The following is a 13,756-nucleotide window of genomic DNA, read 5'->3' as shown; positions in this document are numbered from 1 at the left end:
CGGAATAAAGTTATTTGTTTGTTCACACCTTTTTAAGTTTATTATTTCCGAATACTTATAGGATATGACTTAATTTTGATTCCCTCAAGGAAAAACAACCAGGTCTTAGTTTTATGGTTCAAATCAAAAAGCACTGCATTTTCGCAGTGCTTTTTTGGCAAACATTCACATTTAATTATTGTGCTTTTTTCATTTGTTTACTACGCAATTGACCACAAGCAGCATCGATATCTGAGCCCTGTTCAACACGCACTCCGCAATTAATTCCTGCGTTTAGTAGTGTTTCATAAAACCCTACAATTGCATCTTTTTCACTGCGGTCATACTGATTATGCTCTTCTACTGGATTATACGGAATTAAGTTTACATAAGATAAATGACGTTTATTCTTAAGGAGTTTTGCTAATTGTAACGCTTCTTCCTTATGATCATTAACACCTTTTAATAAAATATATTCAAACGTAATTCGTCGATTGGTTTTTTCTAAATAATAATCAACTGCATCCATCAACTTCGCAATTGGAAATGCTTTGTTAATTTTCATAATACTTGTTCGCAGCTCGTCATTAGGTGCATGCAAAGAAACTGCCAGATTGACTTGGAAATTCTCATCAGCAAATTCGCGAATTTTATGCGCTAAACCACTTGTAGACAACGTAATGTGTCTTGCACCAATTGATAAACCTTCTTGATCATTAACAACACGTAAGAAATCCATTGTGTTATTGTAGTTATCAAATGGTTCCCCAATCCCCATTATAACAATATGACTAACCCGTTCGTCTTTCTTTTGTGCATCTAAATGGTGTTGGACTTTCATGATTTGTTCTACAATTTCCCCACCGGAAAGATCTCGGTTTTTCGTTAATAGTCCACTTGCACAAAACGTGCAGCCAATATTACAACCAACCTGGGTTGTCACACAAACGGATAAACCATAGGAAAAACGCATTAATACTGTTTCGATTAAATTACCATCCTCTAGTTTAAATAAAAATTTGATTGTGCCATCTTTTGATTCTTGTTTTATTTCTTCCGTTAATGTTTCTATATAAAAATTTGCTTCTAATAAAGCAATACAATCTTTGTTAAGATTTTTCATTGCATCAAATGTTGTTACACGTTTTTTATATAACCAATCCCAAACTTGTTTTGCTCGGAACTTTTTCTGACCATTTTCCACTAACCAGTCTGTTAGCTTTTCTTTCGTCAATCCGTAAATGGAATGTTTATTACTCATGTTTACCCCTCTTTTAAGCTTAATCATTAAAAAACTTACTTACCTATACTACCTACATTTATCTCATGTATCAAGTCATAGAGGCAATAATATTAATTTCTTTGCATTCTTTTAAATAAATTACTATTTTTTTTGTTAAAACATTGCTTTCTTTAAAATCACTTGTTATAATGAACTTAGCTATTTTGTTCGACAAAACACTTCAAGTAACTAGCAACGTGAAAGTTTTCGTTTTGATTGTATGAGCAAGAATAGTAATACATTTGTGTGGACGATCCACACATAGGAGGAAAAGTAATATGGCACAAGGTACAGTAAAATGGTTTAACGCAGACAAAGGTTTCGGATTTATCGAAGTAGAAGGACAAGACGATGTATTCGTACACTTCTCAGCAATCCAAGGCGAAGGCTTTAAAACACTTGAAGAAGGTCAAAGCGTAACATTCGATATCGAAGAAGGTAACCGTGGACCACAAGCTGCTAACGTTGAAAAAAACTAATAACAGCTATTAGATAAAAACGAACCAGATTAATCTGGTTCGTTTTTTTGTTTGGTCATTTAATTTAATTCGTTAACCAAAAAAACGTCTAACCTCCTAATGGCTAGACGCTACAAAGATCATATGAATCTCTATTAAGTCCTAGATGATAAAGGAAGCCAGTTCAGAACTTGTTGGATATGGTGATCCCAATAGCCCCATTCGTGTGTTCCTTTATCAAATATTGTGACAACATCTAAGTTCGTATGATCACAAATATTCTTAAATGTTACATTTTCTTCGTATAAGAAATCTTCTGTTCCGCATGCTTGATAAATTTTAGGTTTAGGTCCATCTGATCTATCATTTTTTTTAACCAGACTTAACACGTCATGCATTGTATTAGTCAAATCCTGCTCACCATAGACATTATACAATGTTTTTACTATAGGATCATTAGGATCTTGTTTATTTTTTACATGGCTCATGATATCCAAAGCTCCAGATAATGTCGCAGCAGCAGCAAATTGATCAGGTTTATTCAATGCCCATTTCAGGGCACCATACCCTCCCATTGAAAGACCTGCTACGAAATTATCTTCTCGTTTATCTGATAAAGGAAAAAACGAGCGTGCCACTTTAGGTAGCTCTTCTGTAATAAACGTCCAATAATTCTTGCCATACTTCATATCCGTATAAAAACTGTGATCAACATCAGGCATCACTACAGCTATCCCTAATTCTGCAACATAACGTTCAATAGACGTTCGTCGTGACCAAATCGTATGATCATCACTAAGCCCGTGTAATAAGTACAATGTGGGGTGCTTTTGATCTTGACGTTTATTGTTTTGCATGCCAATTTGATTAGAAGTTTGCTCCGGTAAAATCACTGTCATTGATGTGTTTAACATAAGTACTTCTGAGAAAAAATCACATGTAATCCTTGCCACTATTCCTTCATTCCTTTCGTTTAATATACATTTATTAGCTATTGGCACTATTAGCAGCAACTGCTCCAGCTGTTGCCGCAATCATTGCAGCTTGTTGTGCTTGGATAATCGTTTCCATTGTTGTCATCATTCCTGTTTCAACTATACTATGATCGGCTAATTTTTCACTAACAACAAAATTAAAAGCCATCATTCGGTTTAGATCTTTATACCATTTAAATTCTTTCATCTCATTTAATTGTTCCATTACATCACGAATCTTATCGATCTCCTCTATACCATCATCCATTAAAGCAAGCATACCAATTTGCGGATAGTCACCTATTTTTGTTTTAACACCTTTTTGTTGAAATATTTTAGTTATTTCAAAACAACGCTCTGTTAACAAATTCTTTTCAATACTTGGATCTAACGAAAGAATATGGCTTAAAAATTGCAGATTATTACCCTTATAGAAACCATTCTTATCCAAGGTTTGGTAAAAGTACTCCACATGAGCAGTGATTGAATCTACTTCCCCTTCTCGATTTGCCAACAAAACAGCTAATGGATAATCGCCAGATGACGTTAAAATTGGATGATCGCTACGCATTTTTTTATACATCCTATATGCTTTTTCAGCTTTTTGCCCTTTATCCTCATCCTCATCACCTTGTAGTAAAACTAAGGCCGCAATGTACGTAAATGGACCTTTCTTAAATCCATTTGACTTTAATAAGTCATAACACTCAAGTACTTGATTAAATTTGTCTTTGGGATCAGTAAACCGTACATCTAACATTGCAGATATGGTGAAACGTTGCTGCGAATTCAATGATGAGAACAGACCAACTTTAGACTTGATATAGTCTGCAGTTTGCATGAATTGCTTTAACTCAAATGGGTGATTGTTCACCACATAAGTTGCAGCAACCATCATGTTAATTTGGTTGTTACTAACTTTCCATTTCAGCTTTTTCTTCAACACTTGATAAATCCCTTGATACTTCGTGATTTTCTCCTCAAGCTCCTTCATCTCATCACACCTTCTTTAATTATGCTATATATACGATTCTATTAGATGAAAGTTTCATTTCTTACACATTATCTTCTGAATCCAATTCCGAGCCTTGTTCGACCGATTCTGAATCGGGATCTGTTACTGGTTCTGAGTCTGATTCGGCCGCAGGATCTTCGGTTGAGTTTGTATCTGATCCATCTGCGTCTGATTCTTGTTCTGTTAGTGGTTCAGAATCTTCAGTTGGCTCTGTGTCTGATTCTACACCTGTCTCAGAATCAGTTTTGGGTTCTGATTCGGTTTTGTCCGTTTCCGAGTCATCATTTGATTCTTCCTTGTCTTCTTTCTCCTGTTCAGACTCTGTATTAGTAACTGTTTTTGAACCTTCGTCTTCTTCGCTAGAATCATTGTTATTATTAGTTTGAAGAGATTCATCTTCTTCATTTTTTTTATTTGTTGTAGTTTCGGTTGTTTTAGTTGAATCTTGATTACTGCTAGTTTCGTGTTCATCAACAGTACTACTAGTGCTAGTTTGCTCATTTACTACCACAGAAGAACTTTGGTCCTCTATCTCATTATCGTTCTGTTCCTCTTCTTCCTCTAATTCCTCTTCAAGATCTTCTGGTTCCTGATCTTTTAGTTGGATTAATTGTTTGTTTCTTGTATCTCTAACCGCTCCACTAACTAATTCACTTGTATCACTTATATCATATGTATCAATCTTTGCTTCTTGTTGGCCTGGTTCACTGCTTAATACTAAAGGCACCATGATGCCAATTATTAGTACTAATAATAACCCTGTTAGAATAATTCGAAAACCATTCATCACTAACTCCCTTTCCACTTTTAAACTGTACGAAGTAATTCTCCATATTAACTTTAGCATATTTTGTCACATAATAGGAGGATTCTTGCTTTTTTTGGATTGTTTAGTAGAAACTCATTCATTGCAGGGGCTATTTTTTTTGTGTATCCTAATACTAGAAATAAATCTTATGTTACCTAAGTTAGAGTTAGGTGATTAGATACTTAAGGGAGCAGATCAAATGAAGCTTATCGCTACAGATTTAGATGGAACATTATTAAACGAAAACGGAGAAATAAGTATTGAAAATGCCACAGCAATAAAAAAAGCCATTGATGCTGGTATTCAAGTTGTTGTCGCAACTGGTCGTTCTTATTCAGCTGCAAACAAACCATTACAACAAGTTGGGTTAAACTGCCCTATTATTTGTTTGAATGGTGCAAATGTTTATACAGAGAATGGAGAGCGACTAAGTAATATCCCATTATCCAAATCGATTAGTAAGAAGATTTTACACCAATGTCAAGTTAATAATACATATTTTGAGTTATATACCAATCAAGGAATTTATTCTCCTGATCGTGCAAAATTTATGGATGTTTTACTTAACATCATGCTTTCTGCCAATCCTGATATTACGCGTGAAGAAGTAGAAGAACGTGCAGCATTAAGGTTTCAAGAAGAAGAATTTAAAATAACAGATGATTTTGAAGGTTTACTTGCAGATGAAAATATTGAGGTATTTAAAGCCCTTGCTTTCTGTCTAGAAGCAGATACCCTTGAAAAAGTAAAAACACCATTCACTGACGCGGACAATGTAGTAATTACTTCGTCGGGTTTTGACAACCTTGAATTTAACCACCCAGAAGCACAAAAAGGCATTGCACTCTCCATTTTTGCAGCTGAAAAAGGTATTGCTCTAAAAGATACCATGGCCCTTGGAGATAATTATAATGATTTATCGATGTTAAAAATCGTTGGTCGTGGTGTGGCAATGGGAAATGCTGAAGAAGGAATTAAAGCAACATGCGATTACCATACCGTCACAAATAACGAACATGGCGTTGCAAAAGCAATTGAAGCGATTTTATAATCTTTAAAAATAAATAAACAAGAAAAAATGCCGTTCTTTATCAAAAGAAACGGCATTTTCATTTTAAAATGTCACGTTAATAATTACCCAGATTAAAACAAAACTTAGTAAGATCGTCATATTGGAGACTGTACCTACAAACCTCTTATCATAACCGAATTCAACTGCATATGGCAGTGCTGAAACAGGTATAGGTAAAATTAAACCGATTAATAATGTGTAACGTATCATTGGTTCAAAAGGTAACAAAATAAATAATAGTATTCCTAGAAGCAAACCAATACCATATCGGGCCATTAAGAAGTTGCTAACGACACGTAAATATTCTTTATGAAAAGTAAAGTTTAAATACACACCTAATAACAATAACGATAACGGCATATTCGCGCTTGATATGATCGAAGCTGTGTCTATAAATAACGAAGGTAATGGAATATGTAAGACATTGAGTAAGAAAACAATCATATAAGTCATTAATGGAATCGACTTAACTAATTTAAGACTAATATCTCTCATACTCACTTTTGTTTCTTCACTAGTATAATAACTACCCAGTAAATAACTTAAACCAAATACGATAAAAGCATTACCAACATCAAACAAACCAAAATATTTAATCCCTTCTGTTCCCCATATACCTTCAACAAGCGGATAGGCGAATAGACCAACATTATAACCAGGTATCATCATGATCAGCATTCCTCTAGTACTTTTTTGTTCTTTTTTAAATAATAGAATACCTATAAAGGAAAGAAAAATCCCTGCTACAATTGCAGCAATGACAAGAACCAATAACGTAGGCTCAATCGTTAGATCATGAAAAGTCACAATAATAAGTGAGGGTAATGTAAGGTTAAAAATAATGCGTGCAAGCGCTTCTCCATCACGTTCTTTTAATATGTTTGTTCGTTTGACTAAATACCCTAAACCGATAATTATTATAGAAAATATAAATTGCTGATTAAATCCGTCCAAGATGAATACTCCTTATGTAAAAATGGTTATAAGATTACTATATCATAACAATGCAACCCGTAAGCCGATATAATGGCTAACTCTCTCTGTATATTCACTTAAAAATTGGTGAATATATTCTCACTAATACAAAATTATGATACACTCCTACTATACTTTAACAAACAGACAGGAGACAGCTATGACTGAATACAAAGCACTTTTTTTAGATATCGACGGAACCATTTTAAAACCAGATCATACAATTGAGAATTCAACGAGAGAAGCTATTCGACAAGTTAAGGCTAAAGGATTGGAAATTTTTCTAGCTACAGGTAGACCATTACATGAAGTAAGTCATATTGCAGAAGAATTAGATATCCATTCTTTCATTGGTTACAATGGAGCGTTTGCCATTTACCAAGATCGAGAAATTTTAAATGAAGCAATGAAAAAAGAAACAGTAGAATATTACCTTAAAGTTTGTGAACAACATGATCATGAAATGGTACTTTACACAAGTGATAAAAACCTATTTACTTCTCTAGATAAATCGTATGTAAAACAATTTATTGCAAATTTTGATTTAAAACAAAATCATCTATTCACAACAGATCAAGCGGAAAATATTCTGGGCATCACAATCATGAATTTAACAGAACCTGAAATACCGTTATATGAAACCAATGAGCCTATTTTCTTTTCCCAAGTAAACGTTGCCGACTTTACACACAATTATGATGTTATTCGGGAAAATGTTAATAAAGGTAGAGCAATTAAAATAGCATTAGATGAGTTAGGATTTGAACCTTCTAACGCAATTGCTTTTGGAGATGGTATGAACGATAAACAAATGCTTGAATATGTAGGAGAAAGTTTTGCAATGGGAAATGCGCATCAGGATTTATTCGCTTATGCAAAGCATCAAACCACAACAGTTGAAGATAACGGAATCTATAATGGCTTGAAAAAAATAGGATTAATTGATTAAAGCCCAAATAAACACTTTATAGTCATCAGCCTACAACACAATCATCGATTTACATATTGTATAGTAGTCAAGACAATAAGGTGGTGAAAAAAATGGGTCACTATGGTGGATGTGGCTATCCTCAAGCCGGCTATGGCGGAGGCTTTGCCTTAATTGTAGTTTTATTTATCTTGTTAATTATTGTCGGCGCTTCTTTTTATTAAAAAGTAATGCAACAAAATAGTGGTAAGGGGTTGAATTAACCCTTTTACCACTATTTTATTATATACATTAATCTGGCGAAATTATTTACATGCAAGTGCTAGCGCCCTATCTTAAGGCTGCCAACAAACCGTTACAAAGATTGATTTTGTTTGGAATGGTTTCTTCTATAACAATAGTCTGTTACACTTTGATTGTAGGTGAGATTTGTTCATGACTTCCCCAAAGTTCTATATACAATGTTCTCACCTACTAAAGGTATAATGGCAAACAAAAGAGCCCCTTACCCATAATAGTAAGAGGCTCGTATTATTATCTTACGTAAGCGGTCAGCATCCATAATGTTTTATCTACACTTGTTTTATAACCAATCATCAAGTCTTCACTAATATCATCGCCAGCTTCACCTGCAAGCTGTATCCCTTTAGCTAATTCTTTCTGAATAATTTTATAATCGTTAATCACTGATTTAACCATTTCTTCAGCAGATACTTCCTTACTATATGGCTTTTCATCAATTGTTGCATTTTCTAAAAACTCTTTTAAAGTAGAATACGGACTTCCACCGATTGTTAACAGACGTTCTGCAAATTCATCAAACTTTTCATTTACTTCATTATATAATTCCTCAAACTTTTCATGTAAAACAAAAAAGTTGTGCCCTTTTACATACCAATGGTGTTGATGTAATTTTGTAAAAAATACACCATGTGTTGCTACTAATTGATTTAGTTGTTGTTGTAATGCTTGATTTTCATTTGTCATTTGTAATACCACCTTATTGTTTTAATTATTACTTTATAATTATTATAATATAATGATTGTAAGGTGTCCACTTCATTGCTTCACTTTACATTACTTATTTTAGCCAAAAAGGTTTTATAATAGACAAAGGATTTTAACTTATTCCATCACATTCAATGCTTGAACCATTTGTTCATAATTCATTGGTCCAAAAGACTTTTGCTGAATAATTCCATTTGAATCAATCATATACGTAGTTGGAATCGGTCGAATTGCATATTCTGTTGCTACGTTCGTGTTTTCATCCATTAGTATAGGAAAAGTTAACCCATACTCCTCCACAAAATCATGAACATCTTGCCTTGCCGCTTCTGATTCTGTTAAATTAACAGCTAAAATTTTTATATCCGTTTGCTCATGGAATTTTTGCATATCAGGCATCTCTGCGCGACAAGGTGGACACCATGTTGCCCAAAAATTGAGCATAACGCGCTCTCCACGATAATCCGCTAGTTGAACCTTCTCACCCGATAAGGTCTCCAAACTAAAATTTGGTGCTTCATTACCAACTTGTATACCTATATTTCCTTTATCCTGCTCTTGTTCACTCACTTCACTCTCATTTTCCCTTTGACCTGTTTCCACTTCTGATTCATTGATCGTTTCAAAGTCTGACCTATCTGTTTCTTCATTATCCGTTAAATCATAAACAGCCCAACCGAACATTCCTACTAAGATCAGAACCAAGATTGTCTTTTTGATATAAACCCCTCCTATCCCAAGTTAGCTAACCATGAGTCTTGAACGACTCGTAATAAAAAATTCGATATTCTTGCTAATTGTCCCGTAAAGAGCAATACACCAAACAAAATCATGATCGCTCCACCTACTTGGGTAATTTTTTTTGTATAACGCACAAGCCATTTAGCGTATCCTAAGAAAAAAGTTAGAACGAGAAATGGTAAAGCAAACCCTATAATATAAAAAACAGTATAGACAGCACCCTGTGTTGGATTACTACCAGCAATAACCAAAATGGAAGCAAAAATTGGTCCAATACAAGGAGTCCAACCTGCTGCAAATCCAATTCCAATAAAGAAGCTACCAATTAATCCAGACGGTTTCTGCTTAAAACGTAAGCGCGTTTCTTTCAATAATGGCTTAAATGTAAACCAACCACCAACAAATAACCCCATGATGATAATAAAAATACCCGCAATACGCTGAATGAAAATGCCAGACTCACCTGATAATAGACCTTGCATCCATTGACCAAACATTGATACACCGATTCCTAAACTTAAAAAGATCATCGATACACCCAATAAGAAAAATATCGCATGAAATAATAGACGTGCTTGTACATTCTTTTCTTTATGTCCTTGCAGTTCTTTAACACTCATTCCCGTTATGTAAGACAGGTAGGCTGGAAAAAGAGGTAATGTACAAGGAGATAAGAAAGATAACATACCTGCACCAAAAGCAAGCCATATTGTTAAATCTGCAGCTTGTTGCATAAAAAATACCTCCTTATCACGTTAAAAAGTATGATTTCAACTACTATTTCATACCTTTTTGCTTCGAACCAAAAGAAGAACCCCAATTAGCCCTATCATTATGAAGAACCAACTATCCACCGAAAACTGAAATATAACTTGTTGGTTAAATAATCCTAATAAGCCATGACCTACTCCCCATATTACCAGGCTTATACCTATCAATAAACCATCATTAACTTTTCCTTGTACCAGCAACATAAGTAGCACCAATACAAAATATAAACCGAGTTGCAAAACAGAAAAGGGACTTGTAAAAAAGACCAATTGACTAAATATAAAGCTAAAGGAAGCCACAATTAAGACAAAAATCAATGTTAGCAGAAAAGGTTTAACTTCAAACAAAGCTTTTTTTATTTGATACCAACCATATCCACTTAATAAAATAATCGCTATATAAAACGCCGTAGAGTTACTTGGAAAAGCTAACACCGCAATAGGGTCTTTAAGAAAGATAGAAAAATGAAGTGCTATTTTACTAATCCAAAGTGCCACGACAAAAATTATTAAATAATTACTGACATGGTCAAGATAGCGTTTTGTTTTTTCTTTGGTATACGGACCATTAAACCAAAATACAAAAAAACCTATAATAAAACTGATTACAGTAAAAATTAAAGAACTTTTCATTACTATTGGGCCTAACATAAAAGCTGCCGGCATTAAATAACCTCCCTTTTAACGCAATTTAACATTTACTTCTTAGATGCAACTGCTAGATAGTTAATTTGATTAATCGCTTCTATATTAATGTCGCCAAAATTACGATTTAATAAGTCAGCTAATTTATCCCTACTAATTCGAATAGCTAGTGGTGGTCCAGACTCTGACTCAATTGCTTCAAACTCAACAATTCCCAGCTTACCATTCGGTTTTAGGATGCGCTTGATTTCAAGCAGCGTTTGCTCCAAATCATCTACTTCGTGCATCACAAAAGCTGCCATTACACGATCCACTGATGCATCTTCAAGTGGGATCTTGTCTAAGTTACTTTCTATATATGCAATATTAGTTGTATTATTTCTTAATGCATTATCTTTTAAGAATTCTAACATTTGGGGTGCAATATCAATCGCATAAACAGTATCTTTCGTCCGTTCTGCCATTGGTATGGTAAAAAAACCAGACCCAGCACCCAAATCAGCAACACTATTAGTTTCACCAATTTCAAGAGAATCAATTAACTTCTCAGGTTGTAACTTATCGTATCTTTCAGCTGCCATTAATTTTGTAGCTTTTGCAGGATCAAAACGTTTATCATGATGTGCCATTTTTAGTTCTCCTTTAGGTTGTTTATTAAAAACTTTTATGTGATTACAACTTTATACCCTAGTACGTATAAAGTCAATTAGTTCACTTTATCCTATTTTTCTCAGTGTTAATATTTGTTAAAATAGGTGAGATATCTTCGCAAAAGGGGGTATAGATATGAGTTTAAAGTCATCTATTTATAAAATGCTTCGCGTGTGGAATGACATTGATGCGGTCAAAAAAGGTAAGGTAGGTAAGCGCGTTGGTCGACGAGTAGCAGGAAAAGCTACAGGAAAGGCATTTAAGAAGCTGTTTAAATAAAAGAATAAAAGCATGACACGCCTTGTGTCATGCTTCTTTTTATCCATTATTTCTCACAAACAACAATCCCAAGCGGATGATACTCAAGTGTGGCATGGTCTCTTGGTTCAATTAACGCGCCCTTTTGCACATAATGCGTTACAGATGAATAGTCAGAAAAAAGACTTGCAAATTCAGCAGGCGTTAACTGATGAACATGAAACGGTGAGCCACATGGTACGTCCCTACCCTTTCCAAATGGCGTTGACAATACTAATTTTCCACCAGGCTTTAGTAAATTATAAATATTAGATAAGAACTGTTCCTCTGCTTCTACATGTTCAATTGTTTCAAAACTAACGATCGTATCAAATTGACCAAATTGTTCTGGAAGCGTCGTGTCTGTTACATCCGCTTGATAAAATGATGATTTTGGATGATAGTAATGGTGTTTCGCGTATTCTAACGTAGAATCATCAATATCAACACCTATTATTTCAGTAATTTCCTTCTTTTTCTTTTTTGCAATAATGTGTGTACCAAACCCTGAACCACTCGCAAAATCCAATACACGACCCTTGATGAATGGAAGTGCAAAATGATAACGCGCCACATGTTCAATTAATAATTCATTTGTTATTTTCATATTTTCAGGAATAACACGTTCCCCTGTGTCTTCTAACATATTTTCACCGCTTTTGATCAAGTTTGTTTACTTCATTAAAATACATATATACAACAGTATAATGGACAAATGAGAGAAATTAAAGCATCCACTATTAATAGGCCAATATTTATACAATGTAAACTCTATTTTATCGAGAAGCTAACAGCTTTCTTCAATGAAGAAAAAATCCCGGTTCCTAATGGATTTTCAGTTGAAAATGATGTGAGTAATGAAAACCCGCGTCTATTTACAGATGATTTCTATATCGTATTTATTCAAAATTTTTCTAAACTAGGTATTGGGAATCGCAGACCAATGAATGTGGTCGAAATAACCGGTATCTACTATAATATGATACGTAACCAGTTGGGACGAACATTGTGTACTGGGTTCAGTCAAGTTGCAAAATTAGAAAAAGTCCGTGATTATATGATTAGAGGGAGAGATATTGCTGATAAACACGTTGAAATATTTGGTTCCACATTAGGTGATGAACTACTTCCTTCAGCAAGTTCATGGGATACATTACCAACAGCATCAACCTCCCCTACTTTTTCAGATAAAATAATGATGTTTAATATCTTATCATTAAATGGAATAGGCATAGGAAACTATGGGCGGAACCTTGGCACAACCCAAAGACATGATTTAGCAGTAACTTACATAAGGCTTATAACAGAGGTTGGTGCTTATGCAGAAGATGGTGCCAATATAATGATTCAAAACGGCTGGATGGAACAAGCTCCACAAGCACCTGATAGAGACCAACTAGCACACAAAAAAGCAGATAAAAAGGGCTAACAAATATTGTTAGCCCCTTTTCTTTTACCTTATTTACTTTTTTCAATTGCATTTATTAATTTGTTCTCTATATCTTGTGCTAGTGCTACTAACTCTTCTTCGTCCACTAAATCAATTAATGATGTCGGTTTTGGCATACCAATTTTTGTTTTGCCCTCATCTTGATACAATACAATCTTACATGGTAAGAAATAACCTACCAATTGATTTTTAGTTAAAAGATTCGCCGCTTCTTTTGGATTACATACTTCTAAGACAAGATATGGCTGCTCAAAATCAATACCTTTATTATTTAATGTTTCTTTTATATCAAATTGCCAAAGGATACCGAACTTTTGATCTTTTAAATTTTCCTCTAAAGCCTGTACTGCTTCTTGCATCGTCTTGTTTGATTCTACCGTATAATGAAACATAAAACATCTACTCCTTTACGGTTATAGTCGACTAACTTGTTAGAAATTATTCACCTTTTTTAAGCCAGAACTTGAGTACGTCACCTTCATCAGTATCTTTTACTAATTCATGACCACCAGCTTTAGCCCAAGCTGTTAAGTCACTTTTAGCACCTTGATCTGTTGCATGTACTTCTAAAACTTCTCCAGCGTTTAACTCTGCCATTGCTTTTTTTGTTTTTACGATAGGCATTGGACAAGCCAATCCTTTTGCATCTAATACTTTTGTTGCTTCCATTATAAAATTCCTCCTGTTGTGTAATTTATCTTTT

The 13,756-nt window shown here is 34.2% G+C and carries 19 protein-coding genes; 6 read left to right on the top strand and 13 right to left on the bottom strand.

Annotated features, from left to right (window positions below; translation table 11 throughout):
• Positions 1 to 175: 175 nt before the first annotated feature.
• Positions 176 to 1,240 (bottom strand): dual-specificity RNA methyltransferase RlmN, encoded by a 1,065-nt coding sequence (rlmN, locus tag D2K40_RS02750; protein ID WP_117152758.1) that lies wholly within the window; start codon positions 1,238 to 1,240, stop codon positions 176 to 178.
• A 299-nt stretch (positions 1,241 to 1,539) separates the two neighbouring features.
• On the opposite strand from rlmN, the gene D2K40_RS02745 reads away from it, so the two are divergent.
• Positions 1,540 to 1,740, top strand: coding sequence for a cold-shock protein (locus tag D2K40_RS02745; RefSeq protein WP_017471671.1), 201 nt, complete (start codon positions 1,540 to 1,542; stop codon positions 1,738 to 1,740).
• Between the two features lie 134 nt (positions 1,741 to 1,874).
• Here D2K40_RS02745 and D2K40_RS02740 read toward each other — a convergent pair whose 3' ends face one another.
• From D2K40_RS02740 to D2K40_RS02730, 3 genes are all read right to left on the bottom strand, one after another.
• Positions 1,875 to 2,672: an alpha/beta hydrolase gene (locus tag D2K40_RS02740; protein WP_117152756.1), complete on the bottom strand. Its 798-nt coding sequence runs from the start codon at positions 2,670 to 2,672 to the stop codon at positions 1,875 to 1,877.
• A 34-nt stretch (positions 2,673 to 2,706) separates the two neighbouring features.
• Positions 2,707 to 3,687 carry a DUF4003 family protein gene (locus tag D2K40_RS02735; RefSeq protein ID WP_117152754.1) on the bottom strand — a complete coding sequence of 327 codons (981 nt, stop codon included), beginning with the start codon at positions 3,685 to 3,687 and terminating at the stop codon, positions 2,707 to 2,709.
• A 61-nt stretch (positions 3,688 to 3,748) separates the two neighbouring features.
• Positions 3,749 to 4,495: a hypothetical protein gene (locus tag D2K40_RS02730; RefSeq protein WP_117152752.1), complete on the bottom strand. Its 747-nt coding sequence runs from the start codon at positions 4,493 to 4,495 to the stop codon at positions 3,749 to 3,751.
• 220 nt (positions 4,496 to 4,715) lie between these two features.
• On the opposite strand from D2K40_RS02730, the gene D2K40_RS02725 reads away from it, so the two are divergent.
• Positions 4,716 to 5,567: a Cof-type HAD-IIB family hydrolase gene (locus tag D2K40_RS02725; RefSeq protein ID WP_117152750.1), complete on the top strand. Its 852-nt coding sequence runs from the start codon at positions 4,716 to 4,718 to the stop codon at positions 5,565 to 5,567.
• 63 nt (positions 5,568 to 5,630) lie between these two features.
• Here the strand turns inward: D2K40_RS02725 and D2K40_RS02720 are convergent, their stop codons facing one another.
• Positions 5,631 to 6,542, bottom strand: a complete 912-nt coding sequence (locus D2K40_RS02720) for an AEC family transporter (RefSeq protein WP_117152748.1) — start codon at positions 6,540 to 6,542, stop codon at positions 5,631 to 5,633.
• Between the two features lie 181 nt (positions 6,543 to 6,723).
• Here D2K40_RS02720 and D2K40_RS02715 point away from each other — a divergent pair, with 181 nt between their 5' ends.
• Complete coding sequence (locus D2K40_RS02715) at positions 6,724 to 7,512, top strand: HAD family hydrolase (protein WP_117152746.1); 789 nt, start codon at positions 6,724 to 6,726, stop codon at positions 7,510 to 7,512.
• A 92-nt stretch (positions 7,513 to 7,604) separates the two neighbouring features.
• Positions 7,605 to 7,715, top strand: coding sequence for a YjcZ family sporulation protein (locus D2K40_RS02710; RefSeq protein ID WP_117152745.1), 111 nt, complete (start codon positions 7,605 to 7,607; stop codon positions 7,713 to 7,715).
• Positions 7,716 to 8,025: 310 nt separating this feature from the next.
• On the opposite strand, the gene D2K40_RS02705 is transcribed toward D2K40_RS02710, so the two are convergent.
• From D2K40_RS02705 to D2K40_RS02685, 5 genes are all read right to left on the bottom strand, one after another.
• Positions 8,026 to 8,478 (bottom strand): Dps family protein, encoded by a 453-nt coding sequence (locus tag D2K40_RS02705; protein ID WP_117152743.1) that lies wholly within the window; start codon positions 8,476 to 8,478, stop codon positions 8,026 to 8,028.
• Between the two features lie 138 nt (positions 8,479 to 8,616).
• Positions 8,617 to 9,204 carry a redoxin domain-containing protein gene (locus tag D2K40_RS02700; RefSeq protein ID WP_308422888.1) on the bottom strand — a complete coding sequence of 196 codons (588 nt, stop codon included), beginning with the start codon at positions 9,202 to 9,204 and terminating at the stop codon, positions 8,617 to 8,619.
• 26 nt (positions 9,205 to 9,230) lie between these two features.
• The gene (locus D2K40_RS02695) at positions 9,231 to 9,974 is read right to left on the bottom strand and encodes a cytochrome c biogenesis CcdA family protein (RefSeq protein WP_117152739.1); all 744 of its coding nucleotides are present in this window, start codon (positions 9,972 to 9,974) and stop codon (positions 9,231 to 9,233) included.
• Positions 9,975 to 10,022: 48 nt separating this feature from the next.
• A complete protein-coding gene (locus tag D2K40_RS02690; RefSeq protein WP_117152737.1) occupies positions 10,023 to 10,676 on the bottom strand; it encodes a hypothetical protein in 654 nt (217 codons plus the stop codon).
• Between the two features lie 32 nt (positions 10,677 to 10,708).
• Positions 10,709 to 11,284, bottom strand: coding sequence for a class I SAM-dependent methyltransferase (locus tag D2K40_RS02685; RefSeq protein WP_117152735.1), 576 nt, complete (start codon positions 11,282 to 11,284; stop codon positions 10,709 to 10,711).
• A gap of 157 nt (positions 11,285 to 11,441) precedes the next feature.
• On the opposite strand from D2K40_RS02685, the gene D2K40_RS16325 reads away from it, so the two are divergent.
• Positions 11,442 to 11,585: a hypothetical protein gene (locus D2K40_RS16325; protein ID WP_162879120.1), complete on the top strand. Its 144-nt coding sequence runs from the start codon at positions 11,442 to 11,444 to the stop codon at positions 11,583 to 11,585.
• Between the two features lie 46 nt (positions 11,586 to 11,631).
• Here the strand turns inward: D2K40_RS16325 and D2K40_RS02680 are convergent, their stop codons facing one another.
• On the bottom strand, positions 11,632 to 12,249 hold the full coding sequence (locus D2K40_RS02680; protein WP_117152733.1) for a class I SAM-dependent methyltransferase: 618 nt from the start codon (positions 12,247 to 12,249) through the stop codon (positions 11,632 to 11,634).
• Between the two features lie 69 nt (positions 12,250 to 12,318).
• Between D2K40_RS02680 and D2K40_RS02675 the strand changes: the two genes are divergently transcribed.
• Positions 12,319 to 13,032 carry a DUF3231 family protein gene (locus tag D2K40_RS02675; RefSeq protein ID WP_117152731.1) on the top strand — a complete coding sequence of 238 codons (714 nt, stop codon included), beginning with the start codon at positions 12,319 to 12,321 and terminating at the stop codon, positions 13,030 to 13,032.
• Positions 13,033 to 13,061: 29 nt separating this feature from the next.
• Here the strand turns inward: D2K40_RS02675 and D2K40_RS02670 are convergent, their stop codons facing one another.
• Positions 13,062 to 13,445, bottom strand: a complete 384-nt coding sequence (locus tag D2K40_RS02670; RefSeq protein WP_117152729.1) for a DUF302 domain-containing protein — start codon at positions 13,443 to 13,445, stop codon at positions 13,062 to 13,064.
• 46 nt (positions 13,446 to 13,491) lie between these two features.
• Complete coding sequence (locus D2K40_RS02665) at positions 13,492 to 13,722, bottom strand: sulfurtransferase TusA family protein (RefSeq protein WP_117152727.1); 231 nt, start codon at positions 13,720 to 13,722, stop codon at positions 13,492 to 13,494.
• Between the last annotated feature and the right edge of the window lie 34 nt (positions 13,723 to 13,756).

It is taken from the genome of Paraliobacillus quinghaiensis (assembly GCF_003426025.1).
Taxonomy (GTDB): Bacteria; Bacillota; Bacilli; order Bacillales; family Amphibacillaceae; genus Paraliobacillus_A; species Paraliobacillus_A quinghaiensis.
The sequence above is the reverse complement of the archived record's forward strand: the minus strand, read 5'-3'. Positions and strand labels throughout refer to the sequence as shown.

Coding starts and splice junctions, on each gene's coding strand:
- D2K40_RS02665 (WP_117152727.1), bottom strand. CDS start 13,722: ATGGAAGCAACAAAAGTATTAGATGCAAAAGGATTGGCTTGTCCAATG.
- D2K40_RS02670 (WP_117152729.1), bottom strand. CDS start 13,445: ATGTTTCATTATACGGTAGAATCAAACAAGACGATGCAAGAAGCAGTA.
- D2K40_RS02725 (WP_117152750.1), top strand. CDS start 4,716: ATGAAGCTTATCGCTACAGATTTAGATGGAACATTATTAAACGAAAAC.
- D2K40_RS02685 (WP_117152735.1), bottom strand. CDS start 11,284: ATGGCACATCATGATAAACGTTTTGATCCTGCAAAAGCTACAAAATTA.
- D2K40_RS16325 (WP_162879120.1), top strand. CDS start 11,442: ATGAGTTTAAAGTCATCTATTTATAAAATGCTTCGCGTGTGGAATGAC.
- D2K40_RS02715 (WP_117152746.1), top strand. CDS start 6,724: ATGACTGAATACAAAGCACTTTTTTTAGATATCGACGGAACCATTTTA.
- D2K40_RS02705 (WP_117152743.1), bottom strand. CDS start 8,478: ATGACAAATGAAAATCAAGCATTACAACAACAACTAAATCAATTAGTA.
- D2K40_RS02695 (WP_117152739.1), bottom strand. CDS start 9,974: ATGCAACAAGCTGCAGATTTAACAATATGGCTTGCTTTTGGTGCAGGT.
- D2K40_RS02730 (WP_117152752.1), bottom strand. CDS start 4,495: ATGAATGGTTTTCGAATTATTCTAACAGGGTTATTATTAGTACTAATA.
- rlmN (WP_117152758.1), bottom strand. CDS start 1,240: ATGAGTAATAAACATTCCATTTACGGATTGACGAAAGAAAAGCTAACA.
- D2K40_RS02735 (WP_117152754.1), bottom strand. CDS start 3,687: ATGAAGGAGCTTGAGGAGAAAATCACGAAGTATCAAGGGATTTATCAA.
- D2K40_RS02680 (WP_117152733.1), bottom strand. CDS start 12,249: ATGTTAGAAGACACAGGGGAACGTGTTATTCCTGAAAATATGAAAATA.
- D2K40_RS02675 (WP_117152731.1), top strand. CDS start 12,319: ATGAGAGAAATTAAAGCATCCACTATTAATAGGCCAATATTTATACAA.
- D2K40_RS02745 (WP_017471671.1), top strand. CDS start 1,540: ATGGCACAAGGTACAGTAAAATGGTTTAACGCAGACAAAGGTTTCGGA.
- D2K40_RS02710 (WP_117152745.1), top strand. CDS start 7,605: ATGGGTCACTATGGTGGATGTGGCTATCCTCAAGCCGGCTATGGCGGA.
- D2K40_RS02690 (WP_117152737.1), bottom strand. CDS start 10,676: ATGCCGGCAGCTTTTATGTTAGGCCCAATAGTAATGAAAAGTTCTTTA.